This is a genomic window from Ruegeria lacuscaerulensis (assembly GCF_013034685.1).
Classification (GTDB): Bacteria; Pseudomonadota; Alphaproteobacteria; order Rhodobacterales; family Rhodobacteraceae; genus Ruegeria; species Ruegeria lacuscaerulensis_B.
This window is the reverse complement of sequence record NZ_WQGO01000007.1, coordinates 1-14,879: the sequence shown is the minus strand read 5'-3', so window position 1 is coordinate 14,879 and position 14,879 is coordinate 1. Positions and strand designations below refer to the sequence as shown.

The 14,879-nt window shown below is 58.9% G+C and carries 16 protein-coding genes; 9 read left to right on the top strand and 7 right to left on the bottom strand.

Annotated features, from left to right (window positions below; genetic code table 11):
- Positions 1 to 14 precede the first annotated feature (14 nt).
- Positions 15 to 1,196 carry a cytochrome P450 gene (locus tag GOV80_RS17210; RefSeq protein ID WP_170786585.1) on the top strand — a complete coding sequence of 394 codons (1,182 nt, stop codon included), beginning with the start codon at positions 15 to 17 and terminating at the stop codon, positions 1,194 to 1,196.
- 2 nt (positions 1,197 to 1,198) lie between these two features.
- Here the strand turns inward: GOV80_RS17210 and GOV80_RS17205 are convergent, their stop codons facing one another.
- A complete protein-coding gene (locus GOV80_RS17205) occupies positions 1,199 to 1,678 on the bottom strand; it encodes an Lrp/AsnC family transcriptional regulator (RefSeq protein ID WP_170786584.1) in 480 nt (159 codons plus the stop codon).
- Positions 1,679 to 1,819: 141 nt separating this feature from the next.
- Here GOV80_RS17205 and cobA point away from each other — a divergent pair, with 141 nt between their 5' ends.
- From cobA to infC, 7 genes are all read left to right on the top strand, one after another.
- Complete coding sequence (gene cobA, locus GOV80_RS17200) at positions 1,820 to 2,596, top strand: uroporphyrinogen-III C-methyltransferase (protein ID WP_170786583.1); 777 nt, start codon at positions 1,820 to 1,822, stop codon at positions 2,594 to 2,596.
- Positions 2,596 to 2,910 (top strand): DUF2849 domain-containing protein, encoded by a 315-nt coding sequence (locus GOV80_RS17195; RefSeq protein ID WP_170786582.1) that lies wholly within the window; start codon positions 2,596 to 2,598, stop codon positions 2,908 to 2,910. The genes cobA and GOV80_RS17195 overlap by 1 nt, the downstream gene beginning before the upstream one ends.
- Before the next feature lie 66 nt (positions 2,911 to 2,976).
- Positions 2,977 to 4,641 carry a nitrite/sulfite reductase gene (locus GOV80_RS17190; protein WP_170786580.1) on the top strand — a complete coding sequence of 555 codons (1,665 nt, stop codon included), beginning with the start codon at positions 2,977 to 2,979 and terminating at the stop codon, positions 4,639 to 4,641.
- Positions 4,631 to 5,392, top strand: coding sequence for a phosphoadenylyl-sulfate reductase (locus GOV80_RS17185; RefSeq protein ID WP_170786577.1), 762 nt, complete (start codon positions 4,631 to 4,633; stop codon positions 5,390 to 5,392). Before GOV80_RS17190 ends, GOV80_RS17185 begins: the two co-directional genes overlap by 11 nt.
- On the top strand, positions 5,389 to 5,796 hold the full coding sequence (locus tag GOV80_RS17180) for a DUF934 domain-containing protein (RefSeq protein ID WP_170786575.1): 408 nt from the start codon (positions 5,389 to 5,391) through the stop codon (positions 5,794 to 5,796). Before GOV80_RS17185 ends, GOV80_RS17180 begins: the two co-directional genes overlap by 4 nt.
- A gap of 111 nt (positions 5,797 to 5,907) precedes the next feature.
- On the top strand, positions 5,908 to 6,759 hold the full coding sequence (locus tag GOV80_RS17175) for a ferredoxin--NADP reductase (RefSeq protein WP_170786574.1): 852 nt from the start codon (positions 5,908 to 5,910) through the stop codon (positions 6,757 to 6,759).
- 117 nt (positions 6,760 to 6,876) lie between these two features.
- Positions 6,877 to 7,467 (top strand): translation initiation factor IF-3, encoded by a 591-nt coding sequence (gene infC, locus GOV80_RS17170; protein ID WP_456239037.1) that lies wholly within the window; start codon positions 6,877 to 6,879, stop codon positions 7,465 to 7,467.
- A 16-nt stretch (positions 7,468 to 7,483) separates the two neighbouring features.
- On the opposite strand, the gene GOV80_RS17165 is transcribed toward infC, so the two are convergent.
- The 3 genes from GOV80_RS17165 to GOV80_RS17155 form a co-directional block, all read right to left on the bottom strand.
- Complete coding sequence (locus GOV80_RS17165) at positions 7,484 to 7,849, bottom strand: hypothetical protein (protein WP_237215911.1); 366 nt, start codon at positions 7,847 to 7,849, stop codon at positions 7,484 to 7,486.
- A gap of 130 nt (positions 7,850 to 7,979) precedes the next feature.
- Positions 7,980 to 9,296, bottom strand: a complete 1,317-nt coding sequence (locus GOV80_RS17160; protein WP_170786571.1) for an aspartate aminotransferase family protein — start codon at positions 9,294 to 9,296, stop codon at positions 7,980 to 7,982.
- Positions 9,293 to 10,060: a beta-keto acid cleavage family enzyme gene (locus GOV80_RS17155; RefSeq protein WP_170786569.1), complete on the bottom strand. Its 768-nt coding sequence runs from the start codon at positions 10,058 to 10,060 to the stop codon at positions 9,293 to 9,295. Before GOV80_RS17155 ends, GOV80_RS17160 begins: the two co-directional genes overlap by 4 nt.
- A gap of 89 nt (positions 10,061 to 10,149) precedes the next feature.
- Between GOV80_RS17155 and GOV80_RS17150 the strand changes: the two genes are divergently transcribed.
- Entirely contained in the window at positions 10,150 to 11,040 is an 891-nt protein-coding gene (locus GOV80_RS17150) for a MurR/RpiR family transcriptional regulator (RefSeq protein ID WP_237215909.1), read from the top strand.
- A 50-nt stretch (positions 11,041 to 11,090) separates the two neighbouring features.
- On the opposite strand, the gene GOV80_RS17145 is transcribed toward GOV80_RS17150, so the two are convergent.
- The 3 genes from GOV80_RS17145 to GOV80_RS17135 all read right to left on the bottom strand — a co-directional run bounded on the left by GOV80_RS17145 (position 11,091) and on the right by GOV80_RS17135 (position 14,877).
- The gene (locus tag GOV80_RS17145) at positions 11,091 to 11,882 is read right to left on the bottom strand and encodes an FAD binding domain-containing protein (protein WP_170786566.1); all 792 of its coding nucleotides are present in this window, start codon (positions 11,880 to 11,882) and stop codon (positions 11,091 to 11,093) included.
- 103 nt (positions 11,883 to 11,985) lie between these two features.
- Complete coding sequence (locus GOV80_RS17140; RefSeq protein WP_170786564.1) at positions 11,986 to 14,346, bottom strand: xanthine dehydrogenase family protein molybdopterin-binding subunit; 2,361 nt, start codon at positions 14,344 to 14,346, stop codon at positions 11,986 to 11,988.
- 54 nt (positions 14,347 to 14,400) lie between these two features.
- Positions 14,401 to 14,877, bottom strand: coding sequence for a (2Fe-2S)-binding protein (locus GOV80_RS17135; RefSeq protein WP_336510173.1), 477 nt, complete (start codon positions 14,875 to 14,877; stop codon positions 14,401 to 14,403).
- Between the last annotated feature and the right edge of the window lie 2 nt (positions 14,878 to 14,879).

Here is a 14,879-nt window from a genome sequence, read left to right as displayed (position 1 = left end):
CAAGTGTCCTTGGAATGAAGACGCTTACCCAATCCCCGGTTGCACCGGACTTCGTCCAAAACCCCTACCCTTTCTATCACCATGCCCGCGCATCCGGCGATCTGATTTATTGGGACGACTATCAGATTGTGGCCGCCGTTTCGCACAAGGCCGTGCAAACGTTGCTGAAAGACCGCCGCTTTGGCCGTGAAGCCCCAGCCGAGATGCAAAAGCCGGGTCCAAGGCACCTCGCCCCATGGTCGGCGATCGAGGCGCATTCCCTGCTTGAGCTGGAACCACCCCGCCATACTAGATTGCGGGCCTTGGTGATGCGCGCCTTCACCTCGCGCGCGATTACTGCGCTGGAGCCCGCAATACGGGACCTGACCCACGCATTGATCGACGATTTCCCTGATTCCCCGTTCGATCTGCTGGACCGGTTTTGCACCCAAGTGCCCGTGATCACCATCTGCCGCCTGCTGGGCGTACCCGAGGAGATGTCGCCGGACCTGCTGCGTTGGTCCCATTCCATGGTCGCCATGTATCAGGCCAGCCGAACGGCACAGACCGAACAAGATGCCGCCGCAGCCTCGCAAGAATTCACTGATTTCCTGAACAGCTATATCGACCGCCGTCGCACGGATTCGCGTGATGACCTGATCACCCGGCTGATTGCAGCCGAGGAAGATGGCGAGAAACTGACGCGCGATGAATTGGTCGCCACTTGCGTCCTGCTGCTGAACGCCGGACATGAGGCAACCGTGCATTCGCTGGGCAACGGCGTGAAGACAGCGTTGGAGCTGGGCCTTGATCGCAGCGTCTTTCAGCCGGGTGTCATAGACGGAACGGTCGAGGAAATCCTGCGCTACGATCCGCCGCTGCACATGTTCACGCGCTATGCTTACGAAGACGTCACTCTGTTCGACCACCATTTCAGACGCGGCGACGAGGTGGCCTTGCTTTTAGGGGCGGCAAACCGAGACCCGGCAGTGTGGACCAACCCCGATCAGTTTGACCCAACCCGCCCGGTTGTCACCAACACCAGTTTTGGCGGCGGCTTGCATTTCTGTGTCGGGGCGCCGTTGGCACGGCTGGAAATGCGAGTCGCGCTGTCAATCCTGTTCAATCGGTGCCCCTCTCTACGCCTGAGCGAAGCACCGGCCTATGACAACACCTATCACTTCCACGGCTTGCAGCGCTTGATAGTGGAAACCTGAAACTATCCGTCGACCAAAGCACCCAAGGGCAACATCGTGGTGGACTTGATTTCCTCCATCGATAGCAGCGCGGTCACGTTGTGGACCCGCACTTCCGAGATCAGGGTCTGGTAGAACTCATCATAGGCACGCGCGTTCTTGACACGCACTTTCAGAATATAGTCGATATCTCCCGCCAGCCTGTGCGCCTCTTGCACTTCGGGCCGATCCCGCAAGGCCTTAAGGAACCTGCGCTGCCAATCAGCCTCGTGCTCTGAGGTTCTGATCAGCACAAAAAACGTAGCCTCGAACCCCAGCGCCTCGGCGTCCAGCAAAACGGTCTGCTGACCGATGACTCCGGCCCCTTTTAGCTTGCGGATCCGATTCCAGACCGGGGTCTTGGAGCTGCCGACCCGCGCTGCTATTTCGTCCAGCGATTGACTGGCATCGCGCTGAAGCTCAACCAGAATTTTCCGATCCGTGTCGTCTATTCGCACCGACATTCCAATTTATCCCTCGTTTCGAAACCCACGTTCCACATTCCAATTTAAAAGGAACGTATGTTCTTATTTAAGCGCCCATATGGCGCAATACTGGGAATATTTCCTATATTGCAGGTCAAGTCAAACCAACCGGAATCAACTATGCAAGACGCACGTTCATATGATGGCACAGGGCATGTCGACTTTGTCGGCGCGGGCCCCGGCGATCCTGAATTGCTGACGCTCAAGGCGCTGCGTGCGTTCGAGCGCGCGGATGTCATACTGCATGACCGCCTGATTAGTGCCGAGGTTTTGGCGATGGCGGGAAAAACGGCTGCTCTGGTTGATGTGGGTAAAGCCGGTTTTGGTCCTTCGTGGAAACAGGCGGATATCGACGCCCTATTGGTGGAACATGCGTTAAAAGGTCAGCGGATCGTACGCCTCAAATCCGGTGATCCTACCGTGTTTGGTCGTCTGGACGAAGAGATCGAGGCCGTTGAAGCCTCAGGCATCTCTTGGACCATCATCCCCGGTATTACGGCTGCCTCGGGCGCTGTGGCGGGTATCGGCCAAAGCCTTACCCGGCGCGGCCGCAATTCCTCGGTCCGGTTCTTGACCGGCCACGACATGAAGGGCTTTGCCGATCACGACTGGGCAGCACTGGCGCGTCCGGGCTCTGTCGCGGCAATCTATATGGGCAAAAAATCGGCTCGGTTCATCCAGGGCCGCCTGATCATGCACGGCGCCGACCGCGCCACGCCCATCACATTGGTGGAAAACGCCTCGCGCCCTGATCAGCGCATCGTGTCAACCAATCTGGACCAGTTGCCCGCTGATCTGAACGCCGCCGAAATGGACGGCCCCACCCTGACTTTTTACGGCCTTGCCCCGCGCCAAGCGGCCAAGACCCTGACCGAATTCAAGAAGGAGCACGCCTGATGGCCCGCGCTTTTACCCCCAAAGTCGTCACTGCGAATGACCTGCTAGAAGGCGACGTGATCTACCTGACCGCCGATGACCGTTGGTCGCGCGACCTGGCCGAGGCCGAGCTGATCACCGACGAGGCCCACGCTCAGGTCCGCCTGCTGGATGCCGCGCGTCAAGCCAATAAGATCGTCGGCGCATATCTGGCCGATGCAGTGGCCGGTGAAAACGGCCCCGAACCCACCCATTTCCGCGAGGACTTCCGCCGCACCGGCCCGTCCAACTATGCCCACGGCAAGCAGGAAACAACAACGCAGCCCCGGGCCTGATCTCTGGCCCTCTCTCTCCCCCAAAAGGCCCCAAGGTATCGGGGCTGCAACTAAGGACAGCTAATCATGTATCGCTACTCCGAGTTCGACACAGCATTTTTGGCAGAACGTAACAAGCAGTTCCGCGCCCAGGTTGAGCGTCGCATCGACGGCTCGCTGACCGAGGATGAGTTCAAACCCTTCCGTCTGATGAACGGCCTGTATCTGCAACTGCACGCGTACATGCTGCGCGTCGCCATTCCCTATGGCACGCTGTCCAGTGCACAGATGCGCCAATTGGCCCTGCTGGCCGAGAAGTGGGACAAGGGCTATGGGCATTTCACCACCCGCCAGAACATCCAGTATAACTGGCCCAAGCTGAACGACGTTCCCGATATGCTGGACGCGCTGGCCGAGGTCGGCATGCACGCCATCCAGACCTCGGGCAACACCATCCGCAACGTGACTGCGGACCATTTCGCCGGTGCCGCCGCGGATGAGATCGCCGATCCCCGCCCCTATGCCGAGCTGCTGCGCCAGTGGTCCACTGATCACCCGGAATTCCAGTTCATGCCGCGCAAGTTCAAGATCGCCATCACCGGTTCGGAAAACGACCGTGCTGTAATCAAAGCGCACGACATCGGCCTGCAACTGGTTGAACGCGACGGCGTTCTGGGCGCCCGCGTGATCGTGGGCGGTGGTCTGGGCCGTACGCCGATGATCGGCAAGGAACTGTCAGACTTCGTCGCCTTTGACGATCTGCTGGCATACCTGGAGGCCACCGTTTCGGTGTGGAACCAGATTGGTCGCCGCGACAACAAATACAAAGCGCGTATCAAGATCACCGTTCATGAAAACGGCATCGACACCATCCGCGCCAAGGTCAACGAGCGCTTCCTTCAGGTCCGCCCCCAATTCAAAGGCGCCGATATGGCGTTGTTGGAAGAGATCAAGGGCCACTTTGCAGCGCCTGATTTCCGTCAGGGCTCGGTCGCGTCCTTTGAGAGCGCCTATACCAACGATCCGGTATTCCGCTCGTGGGTCGATACCAACATCGCGCCGCATAAGAACGCGGACCACGCGATTGTCACGATCTCGATCAAAAAGCACGGCGCGACACCGGGTGATGCTACCGCAGAACAGATGCGCGTGATGGCCGATTTGGCTGAAGATTTCGCTTATGATGAGCTGCGCATCAGCCACGAGCAGAACGTGATCCTGCCGCATGTCCACAAATCGGACCTGCCCGCGATCCACGCCAAGCTGAAGGAATACGAGCTGGCCACCGCAAATATCGGCCTGATCAGCGACATCATCGCCTGCCCCGGCATGGATTACTGCGCGCTGGCCACGGCACGTTCGATCCCGGTTGCACAGGAAATCGCAACCCGCTTTGACGATCTTAAGCTGGAGCATGATATCGGCCACCTGAAGATCAAGATCTCGGGCTGCATCAACGCTTGTGGTCACCACCATGTGGGTCACATCGGCATTCTGGGTCTGGATCGTGCAGGCGTCGAGAACTACCAGATCACTCTGGGCGGCGACGGCACTGAAACGGCAGCCATCGGCGACCGTACCGGTCCAGGCTTTGCTTATGATGAGATCGTCCCGGCGGTCGAGCGGATCGTGAACACCTATTTGGAACAGCGCGACAGCCCCGAAGAAGAGTTCCTGCAGACCTATCGCCGTGTCGGCATGGCTCCGTTCAAGGCAGCTCTGTACCCCGAGGCTCGGGCGAATGCCGCTTGATCTGATCCAGACGGAACTGGGCAAAGACCGCAGCGAACTGACCGAAAAAGTCGAGGCGCTGAACGCCCGGTTCCGGCACCACAGCGCGCATGACGTGATGCACGGTGCCATTGACCAGATTGAAGATCTTGCCCTGGTGTCCAGCTTTGGGGCCGAGTCGGTGGTGTTGCTGCACATGGCGGCGGTGGTCGACAAGATGACCCCGGTGCTGTTTGTGGACACTCAGATGCTGTTTACCGAAACGCTGGAATACCAGCAGGAGGTCAGCGAACGTCTGGGGCTTAAAAACGTGCAGATCATCCGCGCCGAGGATGAGGATGTGAAGCGCGACGACCCCTATGGTGCCCTGCGTCTGCGGGATACGGATGCGTGCTGCAACCTGCGCAAGACCTTCCCGCTGCAAAAGGCCCTTACGGGCTACTGCGGCTGGATCACCGGGCGCAAACGGTTTCAGTCCGGCACCCGCGCCGCGCTGGAGTTCTTCGAGGTCGAAGACGGCACTGGCCGGATCAAGGTCAACCCGTTGGCCCATTGGGCGCCCGTGGATGTGCGCGCCTATATGGAAGAAAACAACCTGCCCCGGCATCCACTGGTGGCCAAAGGATACCCCTCGATCGGTTGTGCGCCCTGCACCTCGCCGGTCAAAGAAGGCGAAGACCCTCGCGCCGGACGTTGGCGCGATCAGAACAAGGAAGAATGCGGCATCCATTTTGTCGATGGCAAGATGGTGCGCGCCGGAGAGACAACATGAACGTAATCGTAAATGATGAGGGCTTTGCCCCCGACGACTGGACCGATGGGTTTGTTACGCTGGAAGACGCCGCCAATGACGTGGTTGCGTTGGATGTGGCCTCGGACACCGATCCGGATGAGCTGTTTGAACGTCTGGGCAGCGCCAAAATGGTGCGCGTGGACTTTCCGTCGTCGGCTGATGGGCGCGGCTTTACCATTGCCCGCATTTTGCGCCTGAAAGGCTATACCGGCCGTCTGCGCGCCCGCGGCCATGTGCTGGCGGATCAATTCGCCATGGCTCGCCGTAGCGGCTTTGACGAGGTCGAGATCGACCAGGCACTGGCCCAGCGTCAGCCCGAGGATCAGTGGCTGGCCCGGTCGAACTGGGAAGACAACAACTATCAGGCCCGCCTGCGCGGTTAAGACCGCCATCGGTCAGCTTGAGGACAGGACGTGGGGGCAACTGCCCCCTTTTCCTGACGTGGATCAAAGATTAAACGGAGATGCCGGTTTACCCAACTGGCGGATATAACGATGACAGAGATGAAACCAGTGAGTGAAGCAACCGCCGTGAAGGCCCCCGTTCTGCCCGACGCCCAGACCGTCACCGACGTCAAGCATTGGACCGACAGCCTGTTTTCCTTCAAAGTGTCGCGCCCGGCCTCGCTGCGGTTCCGCTCGGGCGAGTTTGTGATGATCGGTTTGATGGGCGATCCCGACCCCAAGACCGGCCGCCAAAAACCGCTTCTGCGCGCTTATTCGATCGCGTCGCCCTCCTGGGACGAAGAGCTGGAGTTCTACTCGATCAAGGTGCAGGACGGTCCGCTGACGTCAAAGTTGCAACATATCAAACCCGGCGATCAGATTATCCTGCGGCCCAAGCCCGTTGGCACGCTGGTACATGACGCCCTGCTGCCCGGCAAACGCCTGTGGTTCTTCGCCACCGGCACCGGCTTTGCGCCCTTCGCCTCGCTGCTGCGCGAGCCGCAGACCTATGAAGATTATGATGAGGTCATCATCACGCATACCTGCCGCGAAGTGGCCGAACTGGAATACGGTCGTCAGTTGATCGAAGACATCCGTCAGGACGAGATGCTGGCCGAGCTGATGGGCGAAGGTTTCGCAGACAAGATCCGCTACTACCCGACCACCACGCGGGAAGAGAGCCCCAAGATGGGCCGCATCACCAACCTGCTGCAAGACGGCACTGTCTTTGCCGATCTGGGTATCGAAGGTGGCATCAAGCCGGAAACCGACCGTGCTATGGTCTGTGGCTCACTGGCCTTTAACCTCGATATCAAAGCCATTTTGGAAGAGTTCGGCCTGCGTGAAGGCGCGAATTCCGAACCCAAGGAATTCGTCATCGAAAAGGCCTTTGTAGGCTAATCAGGCCGCGCCGGTCACCGGGTTACCCCTGACCGGCGCATAAACCTGCTGTGAAACCACCGAAATTCCATCGTTTTGGCGTGGATCACGCTTGAATCAGGCACCGGAGCGGTCTAAATTTCGGGCTCGAATTTCTGCAATCATCAAAGGAATGAACCCATAGCCCGCAGACCTCACAACGCGCCGCCTCAGAGAGATACCGGCCCGCGCGTCAATGAAAGAATCCGTGCCCCCGAAATCCGCCTGATCGGCGCTGATGGAGATAACGTCGGGGTGGTTCATCCCGCCAAAGCCATGCAACTTGCCGCAGATGCGGGCTTAGACCTGGTCGAGATTTCGCCAAACGCGAACCCGCCGGTCTGCAAGATCATGGACTTTGGCAAGTTCAAGTACGAACAGCAGAAACGCGAGAGCGAAGCGCGTAAGAAGCAAAAAGTCATCGAGGTGAAAGAGGTCAAGTTCCGACCCAACACCGACACGCATGACTATGACGTCAAGATGAAGAACGTCTTCAAGTTTCTGGAAAAGGGCGACAAGGTCAAAGTCACTCTGCGCTTCCGGGGCCGTGAGATGGCACACCAGAATCTTGGGCGTGAACTGCTGGAGCGCGTGGCAGAGGACATCAAGGATCTGGGCAAGGTCGAAAACATGCCCAAAATGGAAGGCCGTCAGATGATCATGATGATCGGGCCGCTTCCTCAGAAGTAATCAGAATTACCGGATGTTATTCAAAGCCCCCCGCCGTGGGGGCTTTTTTCTGTTCATCCTGCCGTTCACGCAGCCACACGATTGAGTCGTTTAAGTCAAATCCCAATGAGATCAGATCGACGATCAAAAGCAGAACCAGAAACCGAACAAATCCGGTGGTCAGCGGAGTTCCATCCGTTAGCAGGATTATGATGATCGCCACCATCGGCACCCAGCAGATCAGATGAGGCAGAGCCATGGCCTTGGACATACCGCGTGCGGCCCTCATAATCGGAATATTCAACGCCATTCCTGTCACGGCCAAGGCTGCAATCAATGCACCCTGCGGTTGATCAACAAAAGCCAGAGTGCCGAGATTCACAGGCACAAGGATGAACGTCATCCATAACTGTACCCATAGTGGCAGTGCCCGAAAACTTGACCAAATGTCTGCGATCATTACTCACACCCATTCACAATAAAATAATGAATAAGTGTATTAATTACACAGTAGTTGTCAGTACACAAACACGTTATACGACTGCGGCCAAAGAATTACTCAACTTTGTGACCATTTCGCCAACCTGAGTCTCCTTTAGAATGAAAGGAGGAGCCAAAAGAACGTGGTCTCCGAATCGCCCATCGCGTGTGCCTGACATCGGGTAGCAGATCAAACCTTCCGCTAAAGCGGCCTTTTTGATCTTGGCAGCTACGCCCTGAGACGGATCGAAGGGTGCTTTGGTTGCACGGTTCGCGACCAGCTCGATTCCACGAAAAAGCCCCCGCCCCCGAATATCCCCGACATTGGGGTGCTGACCGAACTCGGCAAGCAAAGCGTCCTGAACCGTCGAACCCATCTGCATCACGCGATGCGGCAGATCCCGCTCGATCATCTGTGTCACAACGGCAAGTGCCGCTGCTGTTGCAACGGGGTGGCCAATATAGGTGTGACCGTGCTGAAAAAAGCCGGAGCCGTCTCGGACTGCGTCATAAATCTTCCCGGTGCACATCATGGCCCCGATCGGCTGATATCCCGCCCCCAGACCTTTGGCAATGCACAGGATATCGGGGGCGACACCCTCATGATCGCAAGCGAACAGATGCCCTGTGCGCCCCATACCGCACATTACTTCGTCCAGGATCAGTAACACACCGTACTGGTCACAAATCTCGCGGATTCGTCTGAAATACCCCTCGACCGCCGGTACCGCACCCAATGTTGCCCCAACTACGGGTTCGGCCATGAACGCCATCACGCTGTCCGGTCCCAACCGCAGGATTTCTGCCTCAAGCGCGTTTGCGACCCTCTGGCCATAGTCAAAGCTACTCTCATCCTCGGGTTTCTCGCCGTATTCGTAGCAGGCCGGGATATGAGACATCTCGATCAGCATCGGCGCAAACTGCGCGCGCCGCCATGCGTTCCCGCCGGCCGATAAGGCCCCCAAGGTGTTCCCGTGATAGCTTTGACGACGCGCAATCACATGACACCGGTCTGGTTGCCCGATCTCAAGAAAATACTGTCGCGCCAGTTTTATCGCCGCCTCGGTCGCCTCGGATCCGCCCGATACAAAATAAACGCGGTCCAGATCACCCGGCGCGTGTTTGATCAGCAGATCCGCCAACGCCTCGGCCGGTTCCGAAGTCATGAACCCCGAATGGGCAAACGCGATCTTTCCAACCTGCTCTTGAACAGCGGCAATCACCGCAGGATCCGAGTGGCCAAGGCAAGACACAGCCGCATCGCCACAATCCAAATACCGACGCCCCCGAGAGTCGATCAGATAGCATCCGTCGCCTCCAACAGCAGTTGGCAGATCAGCCTTGGTATGGCGTGGAAAAACGTGGCTCATGATCTGATACCTTTCAAAGTTTCTACCAAAGCGGCAACAGATGCCGCGTTGTCGGCCCAAGGGGTTCCGGCGTGGTCCGTCAGACTGTTTTCAAACCCGACACGCACGTCTCCACCCTTTTTCGCAGCCATCGCAAGGCACGCATGTTCCCGCGGCCCAAAAGCACAGACCATCCAGGGCCCATCGACCGGCGGCAACCTGTCCAAATCCTCGGGCGATGAATTCATCCCTGCCGAATACCGCCCCAGAACCAACAGATGCTCCGACTGTTCCATTCGCACTATGCCCGACGCGCGCCATTGCGCCAACAAAGCAACGTCTGCTGCATTATAAAGAATATGCTGAACCCGCGTCCCCTGTTCGGCACATAGCCCATAAACCCGATCTGCGAGGTCCGGCGCACGCGCAATCTCGCGCACAGAAACCGAGGCCCAACCCGGCCTCACCCCGGCCAGACAGTCGTACTGTGCTTGCACGTCATACAGACCGACCGCTTCGGTTGTGATCTGGATGTCCAGCGTCGGGACTTGTCTACGCAGCTCGGCAATCGTTTCCAGATATTGCCCCGCGTCCAAACTATGCCGTCCCTGCGTATCGCGTATATGTAGGTGAAGACCCTGCGCCCCGGCCCCATGACATTCCTGCGCCGTCGCCGTGATCTCATCCAGCGTCACTGGTAGATGGGCATGATCCTTAAGCCCGCGCCGCGCCCCGTTTGGCGCAACCAGAACATAGGGTTTGTTGGGCGTCTTCTGGGCAGACATTGGCACATCCTTTTGAACACCTCGGACATGACGGTTCGCTTCAATGTTTTCAATTTGCCTTTTTCAAAACATTTGTTTTTATGGGGAACATGACACTCAATTCCCTAACCCGACGCTTGCGCAGTACAATCGATCAGTTGCCCCCAGCCCTGCAAGCGGCCGCAAAATATGTACTCGACCATCCCGGCAATATAGCGCTGGACCCAATCCGAGTGTCTGCCGACAAGATCGGCGTAAGCACCAATGTGTTGGTCCGGCTGTCCGAAAGACTTGGGTATGACAGCTACGAGGCCTTCCGCGCACCCTTTCGCCATGCTCTGCTAACTGATCGGGAGCGACACCTGAACCAAAGCTGGGTAGCGGAATTGCGCGAAGGCACGCCCGCCGATCAGGCACAGGCCAAATTCGCCGAAACCACACTGAATGTAACAACCCGATCCCTTCGGTTGATGACGCCCGAAAAAACGGCGCTGGCGCTGGATGTCATCACGTCCTCTCGGCGCTGCTTTGTCACCGCCACCCGCGCCAGCTATGCGCTATCCTACTATTTCTCGTATGTGGGCCGAATGGCACATCCCGGAATACAGTTGATCCCACGACATGTTGGCGCAGCCAGCGATGACCTCGTGGACGCGACACAGCAAGACTGCCTGCTGGCCATCACCGTTCACCCCTATTCCGCAGATACAATCCAATCGATGCGCTCTGCGCTAGCCCGCCGGATGCGCCTCATCCTGATCACCGACAGCGAGGTGGTCGCACCAGGCATTCAACCCGACGTCCTGTTCCCGGTCAGCACAAGATCCCTGCATCACTTTTCTACATATTCCGGCGCAATGGCTGTCCTTGAATGCCTTCTTGGGCACTTGTTCGACGCAGGCGGAGCGGACGCCCTGAACCAAGTTCAGGCCTACGAAAAGGCCAGGGAACAAAACGGCGCGTATTGGGCTCCCTCCAAAACGCCACGTATCCGGCGATAAAAAAAGCCCCGCTTTTGTTGCGGGGCTTTTGGGTTCGTTTTTCTAGGCGGTTACGCGCAGGCTTGTACGGCGCGTTTGGTCATGACGCTGACCAGATGCGCGCGGTAGTCTTTGCTGCCATGCAGATCGCCGATCATGTTCATCGGGTTAACCTTGAGACCCATCAGCGCGTCGGCGCGGAACTCTTTTGTCAGGGCTTCCTCAGCCTCGGACCAGCGGAACACGCCGTCCTCGCTGGCACCGGTCACGGCCACGCGGACACTATCCGCAAACCGCGCCAGATAGACACCCACCAACGCAAAGCGCGAGGCCGGCTGCAGGAACTTCTGATAGCTCGCCGCCTGCGGCACCGGGAAGCGGATGGATGTGATGATCTCACCCTCGTCCAGTGCCGTGGTGAACATGCCCTGAAAGAAATCATCCGCCGCGATCTGCCGCGCATTGGTCACAATAGTTGCGCCCGAGCCCAACACACCCGCCGGATAACAGGCCGCCGGATCGTTATTGGCCACCGAGCCACCAATGGTGCCGCGATTGCGCACTGCCGGATCCCCGATTTGCCCCGCCAATGCTGCCAGCGCCGGATAGCTTGCCACCGCCTCGCGCGCCACCGTGGCGTGGGTCGTCGCCCCACCGATAGCGACCGAGCCATCATCCTCGATGCAAACCCCTTGCATCTCGGCAATCCCGCTCAGCGACACCAGCGCCGAGGGCGCCGCCAACCGCTGCTTCAACGTCGGGATCAGCGTCTGACCACCCCCCAACGCCTGCGCATCCTCAGCCCCCAACGCAGTCACCGCATCGGCGATGGTCGAGGGCTTCTCAAACTCGAAATTATACATTCCGCTTTTCCTTTCCAAAATCAGGACACGGCACGCCCCGCCCTTCTTCTGTTCAAAAATACCTCGGGGGTCCGGGGGCTGGCCCCCGGTCCACCCTCTCAACTCAGCTGTTCATCGCCGCCCAGACGCGCGACGGGCTGACCGGCATGTCGATGTGATCCACCGCTTTGCCGCCCGAGTTCATCGCATCCAGAACCGCATTGACCACAGCCGGCGGCGAGCCAATGGCCCCAGCCTCACCACAGCCCTTCACACCCAGCGGGTTATGCGTGCATGGCGTCTGGCTGGAATGATCCACGCCGTAGAAGGGCACATCATCGGCGCGCGGCATGGCGTAATCCATGAAGGACGCGCTCAGCAGCTGGCCATTCTCGTCATAGGCGCAGTTCTCCAGCAGAGCCTGACCGATACCCTGACCGATACCGCCATGCACCTGACCATCCACGATCATCGGGTTGACGATATTGCCAAAGTCATCGGCGGCGGTGAAGGCCTCGATGCTGACCTTGCCGGTCTCGGGGTCCAGTTCGACCTCGCAGGCATAGGCGCCCGAGGGGAAGGTAAAGTTGGCCGGGTCGTAAAACGCGGTCTCCTCCAGCCCCGGCTCGACCTCCAGCGGGTAGTTATGCGGCACATAGGCCGTCAGGGTCACATCGCCCCAGGCCACCGATTTATCGGTGCCCGCCACGCTGAACTGACCATCCTTCAGCTCAATATCAGCCTCCGACGCCTCCAGCAGGTGAGCGGCGATCTTCTTGGCCTTGTCGATCACCTTCTCGGTGGCCTTGACCATGGCCGAGCCGCAAACCGCCAGCGAGCGCGAGCCATAGGTGCCCATGCCAAACGGGATCTTCGAGGTGTCGCCATGCACGATCTCGACCATCGATTCATCGATGCCGATCATGTCGGCCACAACCTGCGGGAAGGCGGTCTCATGCCCTTGCCCATGGCTGTGTGCCCCCACCATGACACTGATCGAGCCGGTGGCATTCACCCGCACGGTCGCGGCGTCATAAAGACCCGCGCGCGCGCCCAGCATGCCAACGATGTTCGAGGGTGCAATGCCGCACGCCTCGATATAGCAGTTGATGCCCAGGCCCCGCAGCTTGCCCTTGGCCTCGCTTTCCGCACGCCGCGCGGCAAAGCCTGCCAGATCGGCGGCGGCCTCAAGCTTGTCCATGGTCCCGTTGTAATCCCCGGTGTCATAGGTCAGCGCCACCGGCGTATCATAGGGGAACTGAGTGATGAAGTTCTGACGGCGCAGCGCAATCGGATCGACCCCCAGCTCGCGCGCGGCTTTGTCGACGACGCGCTCCAGCTGATAGGTCGCCTCGGGCCGGCCTGCACCGCGATAGGCATCCACCGGCACCGTGTTGGTGAACATCGCCTTCACGTTCACCTGAATGACCGGCGTCTTGTAATTGCCCGCCATCAGCGTGCCGTGCAGCCATGTGGGCACGGAACTTGAAAAAGTCGACAGATAGGCGCCAAGGTTCGCAAAGGTGTTGGTGCGCAGACCGACAAAGTTATTGTCCGCATCCAGCGCCAACTCGATCGTGCTGACATGGTCGCGGCCATGAGCATCGGACATGAACGCCTCGGACCGGCTGGCCGACCACTTCACAGGCCGGTTGCAGGCCTTGGCGGCAAAGGTCACAAAGGCCTCTTCCGCATAATGGAAGATCTTGGTGCCAAAACCGCCACCCACATCCGGGGCCACCACGCGGACCTTATGCTCGGGCAGGCCCAGAACAAAGGCGCACATCAGCAGACGGATCACATGCGGGTTCTGCGAGGTGGTATAGAGCGTATACTCCTCGGTCCCGCGGCTGTATTCCGCCACCGCCACGCGCGGCTCCATCGGGTTGGCAACCAGACGGTTGTTCACCAGATCCAGCGTGGTCACATGGGCCGCATTGGCAAAGACCTCATTAACCTTGGCATCATCGGTCTCACCCAGCTGCCAGTCATAGCAGATGTTGTTCTTCAGATCGTCATGGACCAGCGTTGCACCATCCTGCGCGGCGGCCTTCATGTCGATCACGGCGGGCAGTTCTTCGATATCGAGATCGATCGCCTCGGCCGCGTCGCGCGCCTGTTCCAGGCTGTCAGCCACCACGGCCGCGATGGGATCGCCCACATGACGCACTTTACCTTGCGCCAGAATGGGGTGCGCCGGTTCCTGCATGGGCGCACCGTGCTTGTCGGTCACCTCCCAGCCGCAGGGGATGCCGCCCACCCCTTCGAAATCCTTGCCGGTGAATACCCGGACCACACCGGGCATGGCCTCGGCCGCCGAAGTGTCGATGCTGGTGATCCGACCATGCGCGATATCCGAGCGCAGGAAATACACATAGGCCTGTCCGGCCACGTTGATGTCGTCGGTGTAATTGCCTGCTCCGGTCAGAAAGCGCACGTCCTCGCGCCGCTTGGAACTGGCTCCGATGCCACTGTCTTTGGGCATTGCTTGATCTCCTCCCTGGAAAAGAATTTTCGACGAAAATTCTTGCCCGCCGCCTTATTCGGCAGCGATGTTGCTCACGTCCTGACCCGATGCGGCCATGATCGCCTTGACGATGTTATGATAGCCCGTGCACCGGCACAGGTTGCCTTCCAGATAATGCCGGATCTCGGCCTCGGTCGGACGCGGATTGTCCTTCAGCAAGGCCGCCGCACTCATCACCATCCCCGGCGTGCAGAACCCGCACTGAAGACCGTGATGATCCTGAAAGGCCTGCTGGATCACGTTCAAAGACCCATCCGCAGTCGCCTGACCTTCAATCGTGCCAACCTCAGACCCGTCCGCCTCAAGCGCAAGCATGTTGCATGACTTCACAGCCTGACCATCAACATGCACAACACACGCACCACATTGCGCCGTGTCACACCCAACATGCGTACCAGTCATCCCCAAATGTTCACGCAAAAATCCAGACAATAACGTCCGACCCTCAACATCACCGCTCACAGCTACGCCGTTCACAGTCATCGAAATCT

Bases quoted from the DNA above. Each gene is read 5' to 3' on its own strand.
- cobA (WP_170786583.1), top strand. From the start codon at position 1,820: ATGCAAGACGCACGTTCATATGATGGCACAGGGCATGTCGACTTTGTC.
- GOV80_RS17175 (WP_170786574.1), top strand. From the start codon at position 5,908: ATGACAGAGATGAAACCAGTGAGTGAAGCAACCGCCGTGAAGGCCCCC.
- GOV80_RS17140 (WP_170786564.1), bottom strand. From the start codon at position 14,346: ATGCCCAAAGACAGTGGCATCGGAGCCAGTTCCAAGCGGCGCGAGGAC.
- GOV80_RS17190 (WP_170786580.1), top strand. From the start codon at position 2,977: ATGTATCGCTACTCCGAGTTCGACACAGCATTTTTGGCAGAACGTAAC.
- GOV80_RS17180 (WP_170786575.1), top strand. From the start codon at position 5,389: ATGAACGTAATCGTAAATGATGAGGGCTTTGCCCCCGACGACTGGACC.
- GOV80_RS17150 (WP_237215909.1), top strand. From the start codon at position 10,150: ATGACACTCAATTCCCTAACCCGACGCTTGCGCAGTACAATCGATCAG.
- GOV80_RS17205 (WP_170786584.1), bottom strand. From the start codon at position 1,678: ATGTCGGTGCGAATAGACGACACGGATCGGAAAATTCTGGTTGAGCTT.
- GOV80_RS17160 (WP_170786571.1), bottom strand. From the start codon at position 9,296: ATGAGCCACGTTTTTCCACGCCATACCAAGGCTGATCTGCCAACTGCT.
- GOV80_RS17165 (WP_237215911.1), bottom strand. From the start codon at position 7,849: ATGACGTTCATCCTTGTGCCTGTGAATCTCGGCACTCTGGCTTTTGTT.
- GOV80_RS17145 (WP_170786566.1), bottom strand. From the start codon at position 11,882: ATGTATAATTTCGAGTTTGAGAAGCCCTCGACCATCGCCGATGCGGTG.
- GOV80_RS17210 (WP_170786585.1), top strand. From the start codon at position 15: ATGAAGACGCTTACCCAATCCCCGGTTGCACCGGACTTCGTCCAAAAC.
- GOV80_RS17195 (WP_170786582.1), top strand. From the start codon at position 2,596: ATGGCCCGCGCTTTTACCCCCAAAGTCGTCACTGCGAATGACCTGCTA.
- GOV80_RS17185 (WP_170786577.1), top strand. From the start codon at position 4,631: ATGCCGCTTGATCTGATCCAGACGGAACTGGGCAAAGACCGCAGCGAA.
- GOV80_RS17155 (WP_170786569.1), bottom strand. From the start codon at position 10,060: ATGTCTGCCCAGAAGACGCCCAACAAACCCTATGTTCTGGTTGCGCCA.